Source organism: Sphingobacterium sp. JUb56 (genome assembly GCF_014191365.1).
Lineage (GTDB): Bacteria > Bacteroidota > Bacteroidia > Sphingobacteriales > Sphingobacteriaceae > Sphingobacterium > Sphingobacterium anhuiense.
Genome location: NZ_JACHWL010000001.1, coordinates 145,918 through 170,383, shown reverse-complemented (window position 1 = coordinate 170,383; position 24,466 = coordinate 145,918). Strand labels below are relative to the sequence as shown.

Here is a 24,466-nt window from a genome sequence, read left to right as displayed (position 1 = left end):
AAAAACAAGAAATCAAAATAGTAAGTAATCTTTCTTACAAACTATACGTAACCATTTATAAAATTAAGCTACTATTTTGAAAGTTCAGCAAGCTCAGCTTTTGAGAATGCATGATCTCCCTTAAGATAGCTATTGGCTTCGCTCAGATATTTATAAATTATTTTTTTCCCTTCCTGACTCGGTAGTTTTTTTAGATTACGCACCAAAAACTCTTTATCATCTATTCGATCTTTACTATAATTGAGAAATGAGGGCGCATGGGTTTGCACAGACCAACGGATAAAACGCAGATCAATATTGTCTTTTTGTTTGACAATAACAGATTCTAATAAGTTTTTACCCTTCTTAAACTGGCTTAATTTGGTGAATGGATTGTTTTTATGTTTTGCCCAAAGAATCTCATATGCAGCAAGATATCCTTTTTCGGTTACTGTATTTGCTCCCTCATCCAAGATTTTAAGATTCGTTTCACAGAGCTTTTTATCTTTAACAGCTAAAGCATAATCTGAGCGCATCTTATCAATATTGATTTGACCAAAACATGTGATCGAGCTTACCACGAAAAAAACACAGACATAAAAACGTATTCCCATACTCAATTTAATTTAAAAAATGATACTCAATGATATAACCTCAAAAACCTGTTATATATTATATTATTAAACAAAACAGTTCCACAAGGACAACTCATAAGCTGTCCTTGACCGAACATATTTTTATTATATAACAACACAGAACGGCTTTAAGTTTGTTTGGTTTTTACTCTTCTCGATTAGTCTGAGTAGCTGCAGACTATAATCCCGAGCAAATTATAAAAAAACGATCCGTTAAAAATCATAAATCTTTTTATATATGTTAAATTATCTATTTTATATTATTTTGTCAAGTCCAAATCAAAGATCAATTTCCTTTTCGATTATTATAGCAAAAGATATCCATAAATAATTTATCATTAGGCTGACAAGAAACATAAAAAGGCCGCCAACTTAAATGTAGTTGACGGCCTCTAATGATATAAATGTTAAGACTTCTTATTTTTGTTTTGCTAGAAACGCAACTAGTGAAGCAAATTCTTCAACTGTTAATGAATTTGCCAATCCAGCGGGCATCATCGAGTTACCCATTTCCGTACGTTTTGCAATATTAGCTTTTTTGATTGTCGTAACAGATCCAGCAATATCTCTCAATACAACTTTATCAGCAGTTTCCTGTGTCACAAAACCCATAAAACTCTTTTTGTCTTTAGTGCTGATCAAAACTGTTGCAAATCCTTGAGAAATTGAAGCATTTGGTTTTAAAATTGATTCGGCAATCTGTTCACGATTCATGATTGCACCAATTTGTCCCATAAATGGTCCTTTCATCGTTTCACTTTTACTAAGACTATGACATGCAAAACATCCTTGTTTTGTAAATAGCGCTTTTCCTTTTACCGGATCACCTTTTATTTTAGCTAATGCTAACATAATATCCTCAATGGATGTTTTTCCTACTTGCCCTTTTTGGTTTTTGATTTTTTCTAAATCAACTTTTTTCTCCTTAACTTCTTTTACAGCAACCTCTTTCTTAGCAACATTAAAAGAAGCAATTTCCATACGGAATTTCTCATTTAGATCCGCAAAAAATTGTTTTTTCGTCGCTCCAGCTTTTACGCTCTCTGCCTTCAGGAATTTCTCAATGACCGGTGAAGATTCCCAAACAACTCCTTTATAGTATGGCCCGTGCGAATCTGGACGAGTTCCCCACCACCACGAAGCATCATAAGCATCTTCTTTCTTATATAAGCGAGCTAAGGTTACTAGAATCTTATCTTTAAATTTTTGATCTTTTGATTTTCCATAAGCAGCGATTAAGCCATCAACTGCTCTGGCATCGTGCATATAACGCATAGCCCATAAAGCTAGATCAGGATTTTCTGTTCCCAAAAAACCTACACTTGCATTAACTGCATTTAAGCGAACTAACGCTTTAACCGCTAGATGTGCAGGTATAATGGCGGCATTAGGTTTATCGTGTGGCCCCTCCACTCCTTTAGCGGGAGCAACAAAAGATGCTGGCACCTTTGTCTGCAATAATGCATTTGCAGCTTCTACTCGGCCCAAGCGACCCAAACCAACCATTGAAGCCGTTTGTACACGTACGGAAGCATCTTTCAATCCATCAATGAATGGATCAATTGGCACTTGCTCTAATGATCCCATACGGTCAGTCAAAGCACGTAACGCAAATTCACGGATCTGATCCTCCTTTGTAAGTTCAACCAAAACCGGAATTGCTTTTTCCTTTGCCAACTGTGCATAAGTATATATTGCGGCAACACGAGCACTGAGCCCTAAACTCTTGTCTTTAGCAATACTAATAGCAGCTGCTGTTGCTTCATCTGATGATCTGGAAATAAGTTCTTGTGACGCGTAAAGCCTAGTTGTTGCACTACCCGATTTCAAAAGATTAGTTAACTCGCCAATAGATGCTTTCTTCGTATTAGGAAAAGCTTTGTATGTCCATCCTTTTGGTACTACGCGCGCAACATAACCTTTATCCGGGTTACCTGAGTAACCTGCTCCATCCCAAGCTGCTAGATATAACCTGCCGGAACCATCCACATCTAAATCTGTAATTTGTGGCAATTGGATAAATTCTTCTTCTTTTTGTGTAAAACTTGGTCCATCTGGTGTAACATGATGCATATATAAGAAACTTCTGCCCCAATCCGCCATCATCGGTACCTTATTATATTTTTCAGGCCAGGTATCCTCGTCCATATATAAAGATCCTGTACCCGATCCACCACCTAACATGGCCAAAGCAGGAATAATCTCTTCTGTAAAATTTTGGAATAACAAAGGATAGCCGTACTCTCCAGATTGAATCTGATGCGAAAAACGAATGTCCCAACCGCCACCATCATTGGTATTATCACGGGTAAAGATATTCATATATGGATCAATAGCGACATCATAGATATTACGTAATCCATGTGTATATATTTCCATTTCTTTTCCATCAGGACGCACACGTAAAATTCCTCCCCCCAGCATGGTCAATTTCTTGCCATCTGTACCTGTTGCATTATGAAATCCAAAATCACCAACTGCAATATACATCCAACCATCAATACCCATCCGTATTCCATTAGTAGCATGATCCGTACCACGCTCTTGAATATATTTGGTATTACTTAGACCCACTATAAGTGGTTGAGCTACCCCATCCGCAACCCCATCTTGATTTTTATCTTCAAATACAACTAAATCCATTCCTGTTGCTTTTCCAGTCGATGCATCAAACGTGGTATGCAAAACGAAAACTTGATCACCTAAAACAAAAATACCACGAGGATTATCAACACGTGCAAAATCAGTATGCTTATCCATTTTCCCGTCGTTGTCCGTGTCAACAAATCTGCGGATAAACCCTTTACCCATATCTTTTCCTAAAGATCCGATCATATCAACCCCAACGTAAACTTCACCCGTAGGCGCCACAGCTAAACAAGCTGGACTAGGAGTAAGATCCGCAGCTGTAAAAGAGGTCATAATCAGGTCTGCCGGAGCTCCTGATAAAGTTTTTAAACTATCCTGAGCATGTAATGTAGCTGTAGTTGAATAATGTACATTTTCATTTTTTACTTTTTGATGTACTGGCTTTTCAATATTATTGGTAAATCCCAATAATATAGGAAAGAGAAATAATAGGTTTAGTTTCCTTTTCATTGTAAGGTATTATAATTGCATAAATATTGAGCAAATTACAACTAATGAATCTAATAACTATAATAATAGCAAAAATATTACGAAAATTGAAAGAAATTTCCATTTTTTAAGATCATAATTATTTCAAAAACTGTAATTAATTCCTATATTCACGGTCTTTTGTCTATTCAATAAAAATATACTACTAATCAAATTTGTCTGCATGCTAAACACACAAACCAATTCGCGTACACACGATCTTAATAAACCACATTACAACGTACTGGATGGACTTCGGGGTGTAGCAGCAATTACTGTGGTATGTTTTCACATTTTTGAAGCATTTGCGACCAGTCATTTGGATCAACGTATCAATCATGGTTACCTAGCTGTTGATTTTTTCTTCATTTTATCTGGATTTGTTATCGGTTATGCTTATGATGATCGTTGGTCAAAAATGTCAACAAAAGATTTTATCAGACGCAGAATCATACGGCTACACCCGATGGTTGTAATGGGAGCTGTTTTAGGTGCAATTATGTTTTACTTTCAAGGATGTTCAGTATGGGATGTATCATCCGTAACGATAACGGCTTTACTTGGAGCAACATTATTAAATGCATTACTTATTCCGGCCATGCCGGGACATGAAGTTAGGGGTCTAGGTGAGATGTTTCCGCTAAACGGACCGAGCTGGTCATTATTCTTTGAATATATTGGAAATATTCTTTATGCCTTAATTATTAGAAAATTTTCAACCAAGATTCTAGCATTATTAGTTTTTATTGCAGGTTGTGGTTTAGCAACATTTGCCATTGCAGGACCGTATGGGGACATTTGCGCCGGTTTCTCGTTAACTGAAATAGAATTTACAGCAGGATTTTTACGCGTTCTATTTTCTTTCTCTGCCGGCTTATTGCTCTCCCGAATTTTCAGACCCGCTCATATTAAGGGAGCCTTTTGGATATGCAGTATCACTATAGTGACCCTATTAGCCCTACCCCGCCTAGGTGGAGCAGAGCACTTATGGATAAATGGGCTATATGACACCATTTGTTGCGTAGTAATATTCCCTATTCTTGTCTATCTAGGCGCTTCAGGCAAAAGCACAGATAAATATACAACTCGATTATGTCGATTCTTAGGAGACATTTCTTATCCATTATATACTGTACATTATCCTTTTATTTATCTTTACTATGCCTGGGTAAAAAATAATAAACTCACTTTCGAGCAATCCTTACCTGGCGCGGCAGCTGTAGTCATAGGAAGTATTATTTTGGCTTATATCTGTTTAAAATTATATGATATTCCTGTTAGAAATTACCTAGCAAAACGATTTGCAAAGTCGAAAAAAGGTTAAGTTTAAAACTTATAAATAACAGATAAAAACAATTAAACTAACCTTTGCTTTTCACTGTAGTAAAATCGACAAAAAATTAGCGATATTAAATTTAAATTATTAAAACGGAACCTATTTATGAATAAGAAACCACTCAGTGAATACAGTAATGAAGAATTGCTGCAAGCAAAAAAAACAACGGCAGTCATAGCCATTACGTTAACCTCAATGTTGGTACTGCTATTAGCAATGGGGATTTATATTTCCATAACCAAAAAGTTCAGTGCCCTTTTAACGATACCTTTTTCACTATCAACGATCGCAATCATTCTTTTCAAAAAGCTAAAGGAAATTACAGCGGAACTGAAAAATAGAGAAACAAATGAATTCAAAAACAAAACTGAAATCTAACCTTTAAGAATTGTCATACATTAAGATTGAAAATTAAAACTTTTTAAATCATGAAATAATCCATTATTCCATTCCAACATGCAGTCGTTATAAATCCTACTAAAATACTGATCCCTATGATCAGATTCACTAACCGGGCATTTAACCGAAACTGCTCTGCAATAATGCCCGAGGTAATTAATGTTGGCATAGCGGCTTCAAATATACTGATGCGGGCGATATCCCCTTTAATACCCATAATAACCGCAATAAACAGTACCAAAGCAGGAGCAATCATGAGTTTATATAACATCGCCATTGAAAGTTGTGAAATTTGCTGTTTCCACCCTTTAAACTTGAGCTGTAGACCTACAGAAAACAAAGCAAGCGGACCAACAGTAGCTGCTAATTTATTGATAAACGGTTCTGCTACCTGCAAATCGATAAATTTGGACAAAAAAAGAGCGCTAACACAACCGATAAAAGGAGGAAAAGTAAATAAGCGTTTAATTAATAAAGAAACTTTAACTCCCCCTGTATCGGAAGGATTTCCTTTAACTGCCGCAATAATTCCAATAGTAGACAAAAGAACAAACATCACCTGATCACAAATAATAGCAATACTCAGATCATGTTCTCCAAAATAGGCCGTAATTAAGGGAAATCCAATAAAAGAAGTATTACTATAACCGCTAGATAATTCTAAAGTACTGCGGGTACGTTGCCCATACTTTTTATAACGACAGTAGAATTCCATAAATACCCAACTTCCTGCCCAGACAATAATGGGAGAGATTGCAGGAAAAACCATCTGATTACTCCATGTGATATGTGGAATATACTTAAATGATACAGCTGGTAAAGCTAAATACAATATCCAGATATTAATACCTCTATGTGCATCATGAGGCATGAATTTGGCATGCTGAAAGATCATTCCTGCACTAATACAGAAAGCGATCATTACAAAATTGTCCATGTGAAAATTTGCTATTTTATGACAGCAAAATTATCACCCTGTTCATCCCTATCGCATGTATAAAAACAACATTAGTATGTATATTTGTTTTAAACAAAAAATAAATAAGTTATAATAATGATGGTAATCAACGGTATTTAGAACAATTTTTGAGTATTGGAAGAGATGTATCACGAAGTTTAACAAAGAGAAGTACTACATAAAGCAGCCTCGCATATGACCAAACTCAAGCAATTTGATGCGTTGAAATTATTTGACTTTGAGGAATCCAACTTCCACCTAACCGTTCATGGACAGAACTACTATGAGCTGGTATATATTTATAAAGGGTCGGGAATTCATGAGATCAACAACAACAGCTTAGCCTATAACGCAGGAGATCTCTTTGTAATATCACCTGACGATCAACATAATTTCAAAATTGAAAAACGGACAAGGGTAATAGCAATCAAATTCACTGACGATTATTTCAGTAATAGCAATCATTGGACGCAACAGAATCAAACAATAAATAAGCCTATTGCGATCATGAATAATAAAATATTGAAAGAAATAAAACTAGATTTCAATCCAGAGATAAGGAAAATATTAAGGAATACAATAGATAATATCTTACTTTATAATAGTGTTAGATCACTTTCCACATCTCCACTTGTTTTCCATCAGATTCTTTCCATATTCGGGATAATCATAGAAACGATGACGAAAATGTTATTATTTGGAATAAATGATTTCCCGGCAAAGGAACTTCTTATTTCTTATATTCACCAACATATTTATGAACCAAAGCAAATACAAATTAAACAAATTGCAGCCCACTTCAATATTGCGCCTACTTACTTCAGCACCTATTTTAAAAGAAACTTCGACATGGGTTATCGCGACTATCTAACAGCATATAAAATAACATTGATCGATAAACGATTAGCGTCAGGACTTTTTACTTTCAGACAGATTGCTGACGAATTTGGATTCAACGACGAAAGTCATTTCTCTCATTTCTATAAAAATAGCAAAGGTGTCAGTCCATCTGCTTATTCCAGATCAAAAAAGTAGGAACTAGATTACGCATTTGCACCTTATTCAGATCCTGTATAATAAAAAAGAGACTTTTAAAAAGTCTCTTTTCAACCTACCTTCTTGAAATATCCTGAATGTTTATCAGTAAGTTAAAGTTTATGCATTTCCTCTAATAACACGCAACAATACTACAATTATTGCAATGACTAATAAAGCGTGGATGATACCGCCACTGTAGAAACCTCCTAAAAAACTGATCGCCCAGATAATGACTAAAATGACTGCGATTATATATAATAAATTTCCCATAATATATGTTATTTTAATGTTTTTAATATTTAGCAACTTAATTATATAACAATAGTAACCGAGCATAAGTTTGTTTGTCTAAACAAAAAACTTATGATTTTTTTTTTAAAAATTAGGCGGTATTCTGAATAAAACTGAAAATCAACATCTTAAACAGCTCACGATCTGCCCCCCATCCTTTTATTACACTAAAAATTGCGCAATCGATTTCATTAAAAACAGCTGCTAATTATACAAAGAAAACTTCCTACCTTAATACCATTGCGGAAAGAATACGCAATAAAAACCCATTATAAACAGATCCTTTTATGAGAAAATTAATGATTCACAGCGTATTTCTCGCTGCATTGAGCACAATAGCGTGTTCAAAGGAAATTGTAAAATCGGGATTAGAAAAGCCTTCAAATCTAATCTCACAGAGTGACAAAGATTTACTTAACCTCACATTGACAGGTAGTAATGCAGCTCCTTCACAACATCTTGTTTACAGTTTCACTTCTGATGCAATATTGAAAATGAGCAAAATAAAGATCACAAATACGGCAAAAACGGAATACTTTTCTGTCCTAAATTATAACGGCGGTTATATGGGACTTCAAGATACACCAGACCTGCGCTATGGCACTTCCAATATTATGCTCGCATCACTGTGGGACAAAAATACTGCAACAAATAATTTAGCATTTTACTCTTATCTCGATAGCAAAACAATTGCTAGCCGATTTGGTGGTGAAGGCGATGGGCAAAAGACATTAAATCCTTATAATTGGACGCTCAACACTTGGTATAATATGGTCATTCGTTCCTGGAAGGAAAATGGGAAAATATATATTGCCAATTTTGTTCAAGATTTATCTACAGGAAAATGGTTGCATACCTCTACAATTGGCCGTGAAGCAAGCGCAGGATATCTGGGGTCAGGTACTGGAACATTTTTAGAAAATTGGGTCGGAGATAATCCAAATTATGATGGTAGATTTCACCGTAAAGCATTTCTTAAAGACAATTGGAATTTAAGTATCAATAACGTTTGGGAAAAATCAAATAGCCGATATTTCTCTGCCAATGACAATGATTCAGTACGTAATGGTCAATTTGATCGCGCCTTTAATGTCGGATACAACAGTACAGAAGACGCATATTTCATGGAACACGGTGGTTCCACCACGCCAGATCCAGCCTTTGGTACAGGGCGGGTACTAAATTTACCAGCACAGGCAGGTCAAGGTAATGCACCGGAATTAACGACTATAGAAAACAGCTATAGTACTGTACGTTACCACAACAACAAGCTGATTGTATCCTGGGGAATAAATGAAAACAAATCACCGCAGCTTAGTTATAAACTTGAGCTATTAAATGCTTCAGGGTCTGTAATACAAACGCAGGAGAAAATTAAACCCGAAAAAAGAGTGGACACGTTATCAAGCAGTTTAACATCAGGAAATTATACAGTCCGCATAACATTAACAGATATTTTTAATCAACAAGCACCCTCAAAATTAATTCCGCTCACCATTTTCAGTGCGAATGATACCTACAAAATAAAAAATGTAAGCAGCGGCAAATACCTCACTGTTCGCGATAATAGTACTGCTAATGCAGCTCAGATCGTACAGTATAGCAATAGCATAAGTGATTCACAAAAATGGAAAATCGTTGCCGGAAGCGCTGGGTATGCTTTAGTAAACGTTGCTAGTTCCAAATCTATCGATATTCCTGGAAGTATAGATGACATCAACACAGGATTAATTCAATATACCAATTCGACAAACCAAAATCAACAATGGACCATCAATTTTCTGGAAAGCAACAATACGGTATACATTAAAACCATTCTGAGCAAAGGATACATTATCGACAATCCCGGAAGTAGTACGAGTGATAATACACAAGTTGTATTATACAGTATCAATAATAATATTGGTACTAATAATCAAAAATGGGTTCTAGAAAAGCAATAAATTAAAATCTCCAGTAGTAATTCCAATTCTGGTACTACTGGAGATACCTTGAGAAAATCAAATAGCAGATTGATTATTTTTTTTCAAAAACTTTTACTCTTTTGCGCGATACACTGCTCCCGACTTTGGTTTCTGAACAATTAGTAAAGTATAGATCAAATAAACAGGTACGAATAACTTTAATTCTTCATAAAAGTACGATCGAGATCTATTTATTAATATTTTTACCTAACGTAGTTTCAAAGATCGTCATCACAGCAGCATGATCAGAAGCCCAAACGTCATCAATTTCCGGACTTGTCCTAATGATTTTTGAGGAGATCGCCTGAATAGTCCCCTTATAGTAAATAAAATCTATTCTGGCATCAGGCATTTGACCATATATGGGTGCAAAAGTGCCGCCCTGATTACCTAATTCGTCAGGATTAATTTCACGAAAAGAATCCTTAAAACCGTTTTCTATCATAAACTTCGATGTCGGAAATGGTACTGCACCATAACCAAAATGCAGATCTTTAGTTTTTTCAGTCCAGTCCAGGTGACTATAAGAATTGAAATCGCCGCCTATTATAATAGGCTGATCTACAGCTTCAACATAAGGATCAACATCCTTTTCTAATAAATTTTTCACATCCACCAAAGAAAGTATAGCGTCTTCTGCAACCCAGGTTTTAGGTTCCATACCGAAGTTTTGATAACCACTTGTATATTCAGGTCGATACGCATATCTAAGCCAGCAGCCATTCACTATAATGTCACGTCCATTAGGTAGTTTGATTGTTGCAGGATTAGATTTAAACGGTTCACTTGATTGGATCTTCTTGATAGGATATCTACTGAACAATGCCAGATTGTCCTTTGAAGATTTGGTTTGTAAATAAAATCCCAAAGTTTTTGCGATCGTATCCTGTGCACCATAACCTTCCTGCATGGTAATAATATCCGCATTAGAAGTTTGGATCAAATCAATAATACGTTCTCGGCCTTTATCTTTACCCAAATGCACACCACCATGCCAGATATTCCACTGAAGCACTTTAACAAAATTATTCTTGTCTTTAGGAGTAACAAACTGTTTAACTTTTGATTCCTCTATCTCAGGTTTATATTTTTTTCCAGACAAAACGAAATCAGTAATGAGCGCCCCCAGTTGATTCCCGATCTCCGCTTTATCTTGGACAGTGGCACTAACGAGAAAATAATTAACACCTGGTTTTAAGTAAAATTTATTTTTTGCATTCTTATTTCTAAAAATCATCTTTTTTTCGAGATGCTGTGTACCATCGAAAATTGGCTGTTTAATATTCGATTTAGGATACTGCCCCGTATAATACAATTTTATACCATTGAGATCTTTCAAAGAAGAGTTTTGCGTGAGATCAAGCTTAATTTCGTCCAAGCTAAGCGCTTTTTGATCACCCTGTACCACAATCCTCAATTTTAACAGCTGGCCATCTAAAGTACCTTGTTCTAAATCCCACTCATTCTGTACAACGACCGCATTAAACAATTGCTGTTTCTTATTAAAATTCTGAAAAGAAACATTGGTATTTTCTACCGTATATGCCATCGGAAGCTGGCCATAATAGTCACTGCGTCCATTTCTCAAGTGATAAGATAGATGTCCCTTTCCTACCCAGTTTACCGATACTACATCTTTAAAATCATCAAATGTATAATAGCCTACGAGGGCAGAAAACTGGGGATGAGTTCTTTCAACAGATCTATTTTTCCACTTATTGATTACGTTGATAGGAACAGCTTTTGACCAAATTCTAACCTCATCAATATATCCACCAAAACTTTGTTTTTTCTCGTGGAGACCAATAGCACCTGGTAAAATGGCAACAACTGTATCTTTACGAGCCACTTCTTTACCATCTAAGTATAAAAAAGTAGACTTCCCATTACAGGAAGCCGCAACGTGGTGCCAATTATCATCCAATTGCTCAGAAGCCGTAAGTCCAACCCCATTACTATGTAGATAACCATTCTTAATCACAAGAGGCATATTATCGCAGCTATTTAGATCGCTATACTCACCGCCACCAAAGATAGCTTCATACTCCTTCCATATACGATCATCTCCTTTTATCCATGCTTCTATCGTCCATTCATTCCGTAAAACACCCATACCCGTTCTTACATCATTATCATGACCATCTAAACGCAATGCTAGGTTATGGAAAGATTTTTGAGGATAATTTTTAGGTTTTTGTACAGCAAATGAGCACAGGCAAACGATAAGGAGAAAAGATAATAGTTGATATCTTAGGTACATAATTATTGGTTTGAAGTATAACAAAAATGAGCCAAACTTAATTGTCGTCCCTTTTTCATGTGCCATTCATAGGAAAAGCGCATAAAAAACGATAACAATAAATAAGTCAACCTTATTTTTGTATTTCAAATATATAATAATATGCGCAAAAGCCAAGTTGCAAGCCAGATCATCAAGAAGTGTGGTCCACTAGTTCAAACGTCATTAGACTACCGAATCAAACGTTTGCTTATAAAAAAACAGCTCAATGAGCTGTTCCAAAATTGATTTTTAGTACTTAAAATGTTACAGGAAATACGAGAAATACACTTCATCTTGTAGCATTAGAAACTACAATTCTATTCCTATGCTTATTTCCTATATTTATAAATATAGATTAACCTATTTACTGATATGTTCTACGAGCAATTTTTCACATACCATACTACTTAAAACCTCGGTTCCATCACCCGAGTAACTAACAGACATGCTCTTATCAAATAATTCAACAGATTTTATCGTAATCACAGCCCCAAGAATCAATTGACGGCTATTTAAAAATTTAAGCAATTCTTCCGAAGAAGGTCTAACAGCCATAAATTTTACGACATCCCCACTTTTACAATCGCTCAATTTAATAAACTCTTTTAATTTTAATTTACCATTTACATCTGGTATGGGAGAACCATGAGGATCCACTTCAGGAAAACCTAAAATTTCATCCATTTTCTCAAAAAATGCTGGAGATTTTATATGTTCAATTTGTTCCGCAATATCATGTACCTCTTCCCAGCCAAAACCCATTTTCTCCACAAGATACATCTCGGTAAGACGATGCTTCCGAATAATCAATGATGCCTCTTTCTTGCCCTTTTCCGTAAGCTTTAATGGTTTATAACTCTCATAAATAACAAAATCCTTTTCACTGAGGCGTTTCATCATACCATTAACGGTAGGCATTTTTATATCCAGCAGTTTACTTAATTCATTTACGCTGGCTTCACCTTTTGTACTCGTCAAAGCAAATAATGCTTTCAGATAATTTTCTTCAGTCTGTGATATCATTATAACAAAACTACTAATTATTAGCACAATCTAACAATATTGTTATAAATAATTTGTTAGTTCATACAAACTTTATAGATTTGCATGACTAACAAATAATATTTACATAATGAACATTAACATTTTTTTAATAACAGGAGTCCTCATTTTGATGAGTTTGACTCTTTCTGCCCAAACTGCACGTCTAAAAGGTAAAATAACAGATAGCGAAGGAGAACCTATTGAATGGGCCACAGTAAGCATTCCCCTATTAGGTCTTGCCACAAAAGCAGACAGCACAGGAAATTATGAATTGCAAAATATCCCTGTAGGTTCGCATCAGATCAAAGTAAGTTTCATTGGTTTTGCGACAAAGCTTTTAACGTTAACAATAGCAGATACAAAACTTCAAGTAAGAGATGTAGCATTGACCTCGATCAGCAATCGCTTAAATAGTGTCGTCGTAACCGGTACCCGCACGGCGCGCAAAAGGTCTGAAAGTCCTGTAGCAGTCAATATCCTAGATAGTAGAACATTCAATATTACACAATCCAACACCTTAGCCGACGGATTATGTTTTCAGCCCGGTTTACGTATGGAAACAGACTGTCAGACCTGCAATTATTCTCAATTGCGGATGAATGGATTAGGAGGTTCTTATTCACAGGTTTTAATTAATAGTCGGCCCGTATTTAGTTCATTGATGAGTTTATATGGATTAGAACAGATACCTGCCAACATGATTGATCGTGTTGAAATTGTCAGGGGGGGCGGATCAGTCTTATATGGTTCATCAGCTATAGCCGGAACAGTCAATATTCTGACCAAGCAAGCCCAAAAAAGCTCCTTTACACTTTCAAATAACAGTTCATTAATGGGAAACAAAACCTGGGATCATTTTTTCAATGCCAATCTAACAGCAGTCAATGAAGAGCAAAATGCGGGAGTTTCTTTCTTTGCATCTCACCGCAACCGTAATTCTTACGATGCAAATGGCGATGGTTTTTCCGAAATGCCTATGTTACAAAACAACTCCTTTGGTTTCAATTCATTTTTTAAGTTATCTCCTCAGGATAAACTAGAAATAAATGGTTGGAGTATCAACGAAGAAAGAAAAGGTGGAAATAAATTGGATCTGCAAGCCGACAAAGCCGACCAGTCCGAATATCGGTTACATAATATCTTAGTAGGAGGTTTCAATTATGAACATCAGGCAAAAGATAAAGAAAGCTCATTTAGCGTTTATGGCGCTGCTCAAAATACAAAAAGAACACATTATACAGGCATAGATCAAATCGATGCCTGGGGGCATACAAAAAATCACTCCATTCAAAGCGGAGTCCAATACAATTACATCAGCTCTGATTTTCTGAATGGAAAAAACACCTTTACCACCGGAATTGAAAATCAATATGAATACACTTTCGATGAAATTAAGGCATATGATTATCTTATTGATCAGCATGTCAATCTATTGGGTGCTTTTTTACAAAGTGACTGGGAAGTAACCCGAAAATTAACCGTTCTATCAGGACTACGGTTAGATAAATCCAATCGTATAGATAAACTTGTACTGACCCCTAGGTTAAGTGCATTATATAAATTGGGTAGTGAAACCCAGCTTCGCACATCCTATGCGAGAGGGTTTAAAGCACCGCAAGCATTAGAAACCGACATGCATATGGCTTTTGCCGGAGGTGGAGTTTCCGTCATTAGAATAGATGACAACCTGATCGCAGAAACATCCAATAGCTTTAACGTTTCATTAGATTTCAATAAAGCAAGCGAACATTTTATCTACGGTTTCACGGTAGATGGCTTTTTCACACGGCTGTATAATACTTTTGTTTTAGAAGAAATCGGTACCGATCAAAATAACAATCAGCAACTCTTACGAAAAAATGGATCCAGCTCATCCGTAAGAGGAATCACAGCTGAAGGAAGATTCAATTATGATCAGAAAATACAGCTTGAGACGGGTTTAACATTCCAAAAATCAACCTATGATGAAGCCGTATCTTGGTCTTCAACTATTTCAGGAACAAGAAAATATCTGCGTTCGCCCGATCTTTACGGTTATTATACACTCAGTTTTTGGCCCCAGAATCGCTTCAATGCCGTTTTATCAGGAGTTTTGACTGGTCCGATGAAAGTACCTCATTTTGCAGGTGCCCCAGGCATTGATCAGGATGTCCTGAACACCTCACCCACATTTTTAGAAAATAACATCAAATTATCCTATCGATTTACCTTAAAACAAATTAAGCAAGATCTTCAATTCAATATTGGTATTCAGAATATGTTCAATCAATATCAGAAAGATTTTGATATCGGTAAAAATAGAGACAGTAATTATATTTATGGTCCTGGTCGACCAAGAACTTTTTTTATCGGATTGAAATTTGGACTGATGTAAACCTGTCCATACTAAAAACAACTTCATACCGCTCCTTTGTTATGAGCGGTACGAAGTTGTTAGGAAAAAAAATATGCCTAAGCTGAAGTTAGCACCCGTCAAGAATTAATGATGCTCATCCTCTTGCACCGCCAGTCCAATAAAAAGAGAGGAAAGCATTGTAAAGATATAAGCCTGTAAAAATGCCGCCAATAACTTGATAATAAACAAAAAGGACGTCAGTAAAAGTGAAACAGCAATACTTCCCCCCAATGTCAATTGATTATTCAATAAGTAAATAATTGCAATAAGCCCCATAATAACAGTGTGACCAGCTACATTATTGGCGAACAGTCGAATCATTAATGAGAAAGCTTTGGTAAAAATTCCGATAACCTCAATCGGCATCAATGCGATACGAAAAGGAATTGGAACACCTGGCATCCAGAAAATATGCTTCCAATAACTCCTAGATGCCTTCATATTGGTAATGATTAAAGTAAATAAAGCCAAACATAATGTCACCGTAATATTTCCAGTAACATTAAAACCTAAAGGAGTTAACCCAATCAGATTTAAAATCCATATTAAAAAGAAAACAGAAAGAAGATAAGGTAAAAACTCCTGATATCTAGAGCCGATATTAGGCTTAGCCATTTCATCGCGCACATAGATAATAAGAGGCTCTAACACTCGTCCAAATCCCTGTGGCAACTTATTTTTCCGGTATGATCTTGCCAATGCTATAAACATAAAAAACATTAAACCAGCAGTCAAAATCAAACCAACAACATTTTTTGTAATAGACAAATCGATCGGTTTTACAAATTTATTAGCTTCAACTAGCTTATCCCCATTCTCATCAGTTCGATAAATTTTATTATGATCTATACGATAAAACTTATCCTCGATCTGGACAGGACCATCCGTATGGATAAACCTAGATGATGAAAATATGTTAATACCCTCATCTATTAATATCACTGGCAAAGGAAATCCATAAGTGAGGCTATTCTCTTCGTCTTTAAATAACGAAAAATAATAGTCATCCTCCAGATGGTGCTGTATGAAGCGATCTATATTTTCCTTTTGAGAATTCTTTGCATCCGAAGCATTCCCCTTTGACACAGAAACGAACAGTGTGAAAAGAAACAAACAGAACCATTTCAGATTTTTGATATCATGCATTATTCAATTATTAAGAATTTTAGATTTATGGTGTGCATCACGAGACGCACACCATAATGAAGGAGTATTTTATCGATTTAAAAGATAGGCAAAGATCAAAGGAGCAACTATTGTTGCATCGGACTCAATAACATAGCTAGGAGTATCCACGTCCAGTTTACCCCAGGTTATTTTTTCATTCGGGGTACATCCGGAATACGAACCAAACGAAGTAGTTGAATCTGTGATCTGACAATAATATCGCCACTTTTTAATATTTTCCATTTCAAGATCCTGCTCCAGCATTGGCGCTACACACATCGCAAAGTCGCCCGCAATTCCACCTCCGATTTGAAAGAAACCGATACCTTGATCAATAGCATGCTTCGCATAGTAGTCAGCTAACCAGACCATATATTCAATACCGCTCTTAACCGTTGATGCTTTTAATTCATTTTTTATAACATAGGAAGCAAAGATATTTCCCATAGTCGAATCCTCCCATCCTGGGACCACAATCGGTAGATTCTTTTCCGCTGCGGCAAGCATCCAGGAGTTTTTAGGATCAATTTCATATACATCCTTAAGAACACCACTTAATAAAAGTTTATACATATACTCATGCGGAAAAAATCTTTCACCAGCTTGCTCAGCATCTTTCCAGATTTTCTCAATATGAACCTGTATTTTCCGGAATGCCTCCTCTTCCGGTATACAAGTATCCGTCACGCGGTTATATTTACTGTTAAGAAGATCTAACTCATCTTGAGGAGTTAAGTCCCTATAATTCGGAATTCTTTTATAATGCGAGTGGGCAACCAAATTCATAATATCTTCCTCGAGGTTAGCACCCGTACAGCTTATGATCGCGATTTTATCCTGTCGAATCATTTCTGCCAATGAAATTCCCAGCTCAGCAGTACTCATTGCTCCGGCTAATGAAACCAACATTTTACCCCCCTGCTCCAAATGAGCTTCATAACCTTTCGCTGCGTCAACCAGACTCGCCGCATTAAAATGTAAAAAATTAGCTTCAAGAAACTGTCTAATCGATCCTATCGTTTTTTCCATATCTGAATTTTGTTTATTTAGCAAATCATATTTAATATGGGTGTAAAATTGATAAATCAAAAACAGATAAAAATTTACATATGTTAAATAATGCCTACATACAAATCAGTTCTTTCTTAATGAATCCAGCAGTACCATACCTCCGAACTAAAATAACAAAAGGGCTTTCAGCCAATTGGATGAAAACCCTTTTATAATTACTCCTTGCAGCAAATAAAACGTTCATTATTAAATGCGTTATAATAATATTGCCCTAACTTTTTTTTCTGATCCTACTTAGCGTAACTTGTGTTATCCCCAGGTAAGAGGCCAAATATTTCAATTGTATCCTACGCAATAAACTCGGATTTTTACTCACCAACAACTCATACCTTTCTTTTGCAGATTGTATCTCCCGGGATATCAATTTATTTTCAACTTTTATCAATTCCTTTTCAGCAAGTTTTCGACCCCAATTAGAAATGTAAATATCTTCGTTAAATAAATGTTTTACTGCTTTTATCTCAAGTTCATAAAGTTGACAAGGTTCCATTAATTCTATAAATTCATAACTCCTTTCATTTTCAGCATAGCTTTTCATGGAAAGAATAGTTTCACCTTCCTCACCGAACCAAAAAGTACGTTGTAAACCTTCATGCTCAGCATAAGCTCGAACAATTCCCTTTTTGATAAAATAGATCGACTTTTCGATTTTATTAGCTTTAATAATAATATGCCCCTTTGGAAAATGAACTTCTCGAATTAATAGCAACAACTTCGAAATCGATTCTTCAGGCAATGGATAAATTTCCACTAATATCTTCTTAAGATCCATACTTACTCATTTATAATCAATTCAATTTTATACATCTATTGTAATCAACCTATCATGCGGAGTACAAAATTGACCAAAAGCATTGATTATAAATTTTACATATGTTAAAAAATGATCCTATCTTATGCTATAAAGAGTCAGGAAATTCAACACGTCAGCTTATCCCTTATTAATATCATAACATAAATCCACGAGATCAATATCAGTTACAATAGATTTAGTATCCGCTAACCGCAAAAAACAGTCATAATATAGCTCAAATTCCTTTTCTACAAATTGTATATCTAGCGTTTGCATCCTATTTTTCAATGCAGCTCTACCACTTCGGGCTGTCAGTATAAGATCTGGTAACTCGAAACCGATCATCGCAGGATCGATTATTTCATAATTGCTTCTGTCCTTGAGTACACCGTCTTGATGAATTCCCGAAGAATGCGCAAATGCATTTCTCCCAACAATAGCCTTATTCGCCTGAACAGCATTCGACATAGCCCTTTCGACCATTTTACTCAACTTACTAATATAGATCGGATTCACAGTCGTATACACAGGCAGATCTTTGATCATAAGCGTCATAATGATTTCCTCCAACGCGGCATTTCCAGCTCTTTCACCAACACCATTCACAGTCCCTTCCGCTTGGCTAGCGCCAGCTAGCAGACCTGCGATCGTATTTGCAGTCGCCATTCCCAGATCATTATGGCAATGGACAGAGATTTTAGCTTTATGAATATTCGGAACAGTGTCAATCACAAATTTTATCTTTTCATAATATTCAAATGGTGTGCAAAAACCATTTGTATCTGGTAAATTAACAACCTTTGCTCCCGCATCAATTACATTTTCAACCATTTTTGCTAAGAATAAATTATCAGCTCTACCAGCATCCTCAGCAAAAAATTGCACCTCTTCAATTTTTTTGGACGCATACCGCACCATTTTAAATGCTACGGCTAAAATTTCATCTCTGGTACTATTAAATTTATTTTTAATATGAATATCCGAAGTCCCGATACCAAGTTGCACACGAGGGCACACTGCATTTTTGAGGGCATCAACCGCAATGTCAATATCCAGTTCACGAGCTCTTGCCAATGCGCACACTTTAGCATTTTTAATTAATTTTGAAACTTCCTGTACGGCCTTAAAATCTGCAGGAGAACTCACAGGGAAACCGGCTTCTATAATATCAACACCGAGAAATTCAAGCTGTTCGGCTATTTCCAGTTTTGATTGAAGAGTCAGCAAGCACCCAGGTCCCTGCTCGCCATCGCGAAGAGTTGTATCGAAAATATCTATTTTTTTCTTATTCATTCTATTTCTTTTTCCCAAAAATAAAGACAGATTTTATTTTGTTATATTTGAAAATAGAGCAATACTTATCTAATTATGCCAAAAGCTTATATATCAACACTAGATTGTACAAAAGTTATTGAAGATGGAAATATTGAGATCCGGTATTTTGGTCAATTTAATACCGAGATACATGATCATGAAAAAGCACAGCTGATCTCCCCCGAAATGAGCGCCGTATATCTCTACTCAGAAAAGGGAAGTTTTTGTATTCCTGCCCGCCACTACGCTTATGTTGACGCACAAGTCAAACATAAATTAATATCAAGATCGCCCAATTTAAAACTCAAGACGATCTTTCTTGATTTGAATAAGGAACAGTATCCTATTGCACATTGGGGAAATATCGCTATTTTCTCTCCATCAAACTTATTGGATAATCTGCTAGCCTTTGGCGTACAACATTGGTCCGATAAAGAACTGAAAGAAGTTGGGTTAGCGTCTTTAAAAAAAATGTTATCATATATATTAGTCAGCCCCCTAAAACTTCATGCACAACCACCAAAATCCGAGTCACTCCTAAAAGTTGTTGAATATATTACGCAATCAATCAGTGAACAGATTACAATAACATCCTTATCCAAACACGTAAATATTCCCGAGCGGACATTGTCAAGACAATTTAAAAAAGAAACAGATATAACCATTTTTCAGTTTATAAAATTAAGCCGTATGCAGCTCGCATTAGAATTATTAGAAGATCAATCACTGCATATTAGTGAAATTGTTTACAGAATCGGTTACGACAGTATTCCGACTTTTTCAAACCTATTCAAAGAATTAATAGGAATCAGCCCTCAGAAATATCGGCAAACCTTCCTCTAACTCTAAAAACTTATCCTAGAAAGACAGAATACCCCTACCCGATTCTTATCAAAGAGGAAGTTTAACGAACAATGCATATGTCGATTAGGGGTCGCAGTATGATACCCATTAATCCTTTATAAACAACAAGCATATGCAATTAGGAATAGCGTCAAATATTTAAAAAATTGATGACCTATAAATATTAATTGTACATTTACCTGTTCGATTTCATACATTATTTTAGCATATAAAGAAAAGATATGGCAACACTATATATAAAAAACATGGTATGCGACCGCTGTATCATGGTGGTACAGAGTGAATTAAAAAAACTTGACATTCAGACAGAAAATGTGACCCTTGGAAAAGTGGCTTTGAAGCAAGAATTATCGGACGATCAAATTAAAATGCTGAATGAAAATCTATTAGCAAGAGGATTTGAAGTCATTGACGATAAAAAAAGTCAAATCATTGAGGGTATCAAAAACGTTATTATTGAGTTGGTACATTACCAAGACAGTGAAACAAAAAATAACCTATCCGATATTTTGAGCAATAAGTTACAACATGATTATAATTATCTTTCAAACCTATTCTCAGAAGTTGAAAGCACGACGATCGAAAAATACTTTATTGCCCAAAAGATTGAAAAAGTCAAAGAACTGTTAGGATACGACGAATTGTCTTTAAGCGAAATTGCTGACAGCCTTAACTATTCCAGTGTTGCATACTTAAGCAACCAGTTCAAAAAAGTAACAGGGCTTACACCAAGTCAGTTCAAGCAGATCAAAGAAGACAAAAGAACACCGTTGGACGAGGTGTAAATCTTACAACTCTTTTCCATTAAAGTGCAATACCCAAAACCTTAATTGTTCTCAACTTTGTATCATAAAATAAAAGATACAAAATATGGCAACGAATAATAGGCAACCAATATTCCTTCCTTTAGAAGATGTAGACAGCGAACATTGTGCTTTGATTGTTGATAAAGGATTAGCACAGGTTAAAGGTATTGAAAGCCACAAAGTAGAGCTAAACAATCGCCGTGCAACGATAACGGTCAATGATACCGATACCGTGACGGCGGCTGTTAAAGCCATCCAGGATTTAGGTTATGGCGTTACTACTGTAAAACAATCCTTTCCTGTCCTTAATATGACCTGTGCGTCTTGTGCCATCAGTGCAGAAAGCGGTGTTAAATATGCTGACGGCGTCGTCAATGCAGCTGTCAATTTTGCTACAGCAAGACTGTCCGTAGAGTACCTTCCCAATATGACCAACCCATTAGCGCTCCAAAAAGCAGTGCAGTCCATCGGATTCGATTTACTCATTGAAGACGAAGCCAAAGAACAGGAGACGTTAGAGGCAATACATGAAAAGAAATTCCGTACACTAAAAAATAAAACTATTTGGGCAATCCTACTTTCACTTCCTGTAGTGACTATCGGTATGTTTTTTATGGATATGCCCTATGGCAATGAAATCATGTGGTTTTTTGCCACACCAGTTGTCCTATGGTTAGGTAAAGATTTTTATATCAATGCATGGAAACAAGCAAAACACCGTTCGGCCAATATGGACACCCTAGTAGCCTTAAGCACAGGTATAGCCTATATATTCAGTGTATTCAATATGATTGCACCCGATTTCTGGCATGCAAGAGGATTGCACGCACACGTTTACTTTGAAGCCGCTGCCGTGGTTATCGCATTTATTCTCTTAGGAAAACTACTTGAAGAAAAAGCGAAAGGAAACACCTCGTCGGCTATAAAAAAACTGATGGGATTACAACCTAAAACAGTGATGGTAATACAATCTGACGGTACTGAGAAACAAACAGCAATAGAAGATGTAAATGCAGGCGATGTTATATTAGTAAAGCCGGGAGAAAAAATTGCTGTAGACGGTATAGTAAAATCAGGTAATTCGTATGTGGATGAAAGCATGCTAAGTGGAGAACCTGTTCCTGTGTTGAAAATCGAAAATGAGAAAGTATTTGCAGGAACCATCAATCAGAAGGGAAGTTTCCAATTTACCGCGGTCAAAGTTGGTAAGGAAACAATGCTTGCTCAAATCATCAGAATGGTTCAGGATGCACAAGGAAGCAAAGCTCCTGTACAAAAACTTGTCGATAAAATCGCAGGTATCTTCGTTCCCGTAGTTATTGGCATTGCGCTTATCACTTTTGTGTTATGGATTGTATTAGGTGGCGAAAGCGGTTTAGTACAGGGTCTTCTGGCTGCAGTAACAGTATTAGTGATTGCATGTCCATGTGCTTTGGGATTAGCTACACCTACCGCAATTATGGTCGGTGTTGGTAAGGGAGCAGAAAATGGAATTTTGATTAAAGATGCTGAAAGTCTTGAATTAGCAAAAAAAGTAAATGCGATTGTTTTAGATAAAACTGGAACCATCACTGAAGGAAAACCACAGGTTACCGGTATCAAATGGTTAAATGAGGATGAAACAGTAAAGCAGATTTTATTCAGTTTAGAAAAACAGTCTGAACACCCTTTAGCTGAATCAGTCGTTAAACATATGGCAGGTACAGCTCCCGTTTCACTCAGCACATTTGAAAGTATAACAGGCAAAGGTGCAAAAGCAGGTTACAATAATGAAAATTATTGGGCAGGTAATAGAAAATTACTCCTGGAAAACAATATCAGTATTACAGATGAACTACAGCTGCAAGCTGATAAATGGAGTGAACAATCAAAAACAGTTATCTGGTTTGCAGACAGTCATCAAGCATTGGCCGTACTCGCAATCTCAGACAAGATAAAAGAAACATCTATTGAGGCCATTAAGCAATTGCAACGGATGGGCATCGAATTGTATATGCTTACAGGTGATAATGAAGCTACCGCAAAAGCCATTGCGCAGCAGACGGGCATAGCGAACTACAAGGCCGAAGTACTACCGCAACATAAAGCTGATTTTGTAAAAAAACTACAAAAAGAAGGTAAAACAGTAGCAATGGTAGGCGATGGTATTAATGACAGTACCGCACTAGCTACGGCAGATGTCAGTATTGCCATGGGTAAGGGAAGTGATATAGCAATGGATGTCGCCAAAATGACTATTATTTCATCCGACTTGTCAAAAATCTCACAGGCTATACGTCTTTCTAAACAGACTGTAGCAACAATTAAGCAAAACCTGTTCTGGGCATTTATCTATAATCTTATCGGCATTCCCATTGCTGCAGGAATTCTTTTCCCGATCAATGGTTTCTTGCTCAATCCCATGTTTGCTGGAGCAGCAATGGCCCTAAGCAGTGTAAGTGTGGTAAGCAATAGCTTGCGGTTAAAATGGAAAAAATAACCCAATAAGAGCTAGAAGATTATAAACTATTAATCGTAATCAATATGAAAATAAACAAATTTATAATAGCGATACTGACCTCGGCAATTGCATTTTTATCAGCTTGTGCTAGCGATAACACAAGTGCAAAAAAAGGACATGATCATCAAGATGGAGATACCCACAATCATACGGAGGTTGCTCAGAATAATGGGGCAACAAAAAGAGTAAACAAGTACGAAAATGAACTCGGTCACGCACTTGATAAAAATGGTAATTTTATTACAGGTTGTCCATCACATAAGGAGATGATCGGTATAGAAGGAGACCAATGTCCGAAATGCGGCTATATGACCATGCTTCCCATTACATGGTCTTTGGAAGGGATCGATACGATAAGAGTAACTAATCTTCCCGACTACACACCTATTGCAAAAAAACAGTAACTATAATTTCGACTTTAAATAAAAAGCACAATATTTAAATTGGCGGTTCCATCATTAAGGGCCGCCTTTTCTATTGAACTACCTTCATCAACTATATAGAACAGTCTCGA

Annotated in this window: 19 protein-coding genes; 9 read left to right on the top strand and 10 right to left on the bottom strand. The window is 36.2% G+C overall.

The features are described 5' to 3' along the window. Window positions 1-71: 71 nt before the first annotated feature. Window positions 72-593 carry a hypothetical protein gene (locus FHR29_RS00665; RefSeq protein ID WP_183911814.1) on the bottom strand — a complete coding sequence of 174 codons (522 nt, stop codon included), beginning with the start codon at window positions 591-593 and terminating at the stop codon, window positions 72-74. 438 nt (window positions 594-1,031) lie between these two features. Further along, window positions 1,032-3,713 (bottom strand): c-type cytochrome, encoded by a 2,682-nt coding sequence (locus tag FHR29_RS00660; RefSeq protein ID WP_183911813.1) that lies wholly within the window; start codon window positions 3,711-3,713, stop codon window positions 1,032-1,034. Window positions 3,714-3,915: 202 nt separating this feature from the next. Between FHR29_RS00660 and FHR29_RS00655 the strand changes: the two genes are divergently transcribed. Together FHR29_RS00655 and FHR29_RS00650 are read left to right on the top strand one after the other, a co-directional pair. Further along, window positions 3,916-5,055, top strand: a complete 1,140-nt coding sequence (locus tag FHR29_RS00655) for an acyltransferase (protein ID WP_183911812.1) — start codon at window positions 3,916-3,918, stop codon at window positions 5,053-5,055. A 117-nt stretch (window positions 5,056-5,172) separates the two neighbouring features. After that, window positions 5,173-5,445, top strand: a complete 273-nt coding sequence (locus FHR29_RS00650; protein WP_183911811.1) for a redox-active disulfide protein 2 — start codon at window positions 5,173-5,175, stop codon at window positions 5,443-5,445. 43 nt (window positions 5,446-5,488) lie between these two features. Here the strand turns inward: FHR29_RS00650 and FHR29_RS00645 are convergent, their stop codons facing one another. Then, window positions 5,489-6,403: an AEC family transporter gene (locus FHR29_RS00645; protein ID WP_183911810.1), complete on the bottom strand. Its 915-nt coding sequence runs from the start codon at window positions 6,401-6,403 to the stop codon at window positions 5,489-5,491. A 216-nt stretch (window positions 6,404-6,619) separates the two neighbouring features. Here FHR29_RS00645 and FHR29_RS00640 point away from each other — a divergent pair, with 216 nt between their 5' ends. Then, window positions 6,620-7,459: an AraC family transcriptional regulator gene (locus FHR29_RS00640; protein ID WP_183911809.1), complete on the top strand. Its 840-nt coding sequence runs from the start codon at window positions 6,620-6,622 to the stop codon at window positions 7,457-7,459. Between the two features lie 120 nt (window positions 7,460-7,579). Here FHR29_RS00640 and FHR29_RS00635 read toward each other — a convergent pair whose 3' ends face one another. Then, window positions 7,580-7,732 carry a lmo0937 family membrane protein gene (locus tag FHR29_RS00635; protein WP_108158845.1) on the bottom strand — a complete coding sequence of 51 codons (153 nt, stop codon included), beginning with the start codon at window positions 7,730-7,732 and terminating at the stop codon, window positions 7,580-7,582. 308 nt (window positions 7,733-8,040) lie between these two features. Between FHR29_RS00635 and FHR29_RS00630 the strand changes: the two genes are divergently transcribed. Further along, on the top strand, window positions 8,041-9,696 hold the full coding sequence (locus FHR29_RS00630; RefSeq protein ID WP_183911808.1) for a DUF3472 domain-containing protein: 1,656 nt from the start codon (window positions 8,041-8,043) through the stop codon (window positions 9,694-9,696). 208 nt (window positions 9,697-9,904) lie between these two features. Here the strand turns inward: FHR29_RS00630 and FHR29_RS00625 are convergent, their stop codons facing one another. Next, window positions 9,905-11,977 carry an endonuclease/exonuclease/phosphatase family protein gene (locus FHR29_RS00625; RefSeq protein WP_183911807.1) on the bottom strand — a complete coding sequence of 691 codons (2,073 nt, stop codon included), beginning with the start codon at window positions 11,975-11,977 and terminating at the stop codon, window positions 9,905-9,907. A gap of 381 nt (window positions 11,978-12,358) precedes the next feature. Next, entirely contained in the window at window positions 12,359-13,021 is a 663-nt protein-coding gene (locus tag FHR29_RS00620; protein WP_132841854.1) for a metal-dependent transcriptional regulator, read from the bottom strand. Between the two features lie 109 nt (window positions 13,022-13,130). On the opposite strand from FHR29_RS00620, the gene FHR29_RS00615 reads away from it, so the two are divergent. After that, a complete protein-coding gene (locus FHR29_RS00615) occupies window positions 13,131-15,416 on the top strand; it encodes a TonB-dependent receptor (protein WP_183911806.1) in 2,286 nt (761 codons plus the stop codon). Window positions 15,417-15,521: 105 nt separating this feature from the next. Here FHR29_RS00615 and atpB read toward each other — a convergent pair whose 3' ends face one another. From atpB to FHR29_RS00595, 4 genes are all read right to left on the bottom strand, one after another. Then, a complete protein-coding gene (gene atpB, locus FHR29_RS00610) occupies window positions 15,522-16,583 on the bottom strand; it encodes a F0F1 ATP synthase subunit A (RefSeq protein ID WP_183911805.1) in 1,062 nt (353 codons plus the stop codon). A 69-nt stretch (window positions 16,584-16,652) separates the two neighbouring features. Then, window positions 16,653-17,633 carry a deoxyhypusine synthase family protein gene (locus tag FHR29_RS00605; protein WP_183911804.1) on the bottom strand — a complete coding sequence of 327 codons (981 nt, stop codon included), beginning with the start codon at window positions 17,631-17,633 and terminating at the stop codon, window positions 16,653-16,655. Between the two features lie 253 nt (window positions 17,634-17,886). Next, window positions 17,887-18,447 carry a Crp/Fnr family transcriptional regulator gene (locus FHR29_RS00600; protein WP_132770391.1) on the bottom strand — a complete coding sequence of 187 codons (561 nt, stop codon included), beginning with the start codon at window positions 18,445-18,447 and terminating at the stop codon, window positions 17,887-17,889. A gap of 159 nt (window positions 18,448-18,606) precedes the next feature. Continuing rightward, window positions 18,607-19,761: a 2-isopropylmalate synthase gene (locus FHR29_RS00595; RefSeq protein ID WP_183911803.1), complete on the bottom strand. Its 1,155-nt coding sequence runs from the start codon at window positions 19,759-19,761 to the stop codon at window positions 18,607-18,609. A gap of 75 nt (window positions 19,762-19,836) precedes the next feature. On the opposite strand from FHR29_RS00595, the gene FHR29_RS00590 reads away from it, so the two are divergent. The 4 genes from FHR29_RS00590 to FHR29_RS00575 all read left to right on the top strand — a co-directional run bounded on the left by FHR29_RS00590 (window position 19,837) and on the right by FHR29_RS00575 (window position 24,356). Continuing rightward, a complete protein-coding gene (locus tag FHR29_RS00590) occupies window positions 19,837-20,625 on the top strand; it encodes a helix-turn-helix domain-containing protein (protein WP_183911802.1) in 789 nt (262 codons plus the stop codon). A 242-nt stretch (window positions 20,626-20,867) separates the two neighbouring features. Continuing rightward, window positions 20,868-21,431, top strand: a complete 564-nt coding sequence (locus FHR29_RS00585; protein ID WP_132770396.1) for an AraC family transcriptional regulator — start codon at window positions 20,868-20,870, stop codon at window positions 21,429-21,431. Between the two features lie 85 nt (window positions 21,432-21,516). After that, entirely contained in the window at window positions 21,517-23,931 is a 2,415-nt protein-coding gene (locus FHR29_RS00580; protein WP_183911801.1) for a heavy metal translocating P-type ATPase, read from the top strand. Between the two features lie 44 nt (window positions 23,932-23,975). After that, a complete protein-coding gene (locus tag FHR29_RS00575) occupies window positions 23,976-24,356 on the top strand; it encodes a hypothetical protein (RefSeq protein ID WP_183911800.1) in 381 nt (126 codons plus the stop codon). The last annotated feature ends 110 nt before the right edge of the window (window positions 24,357-24,466 follow it).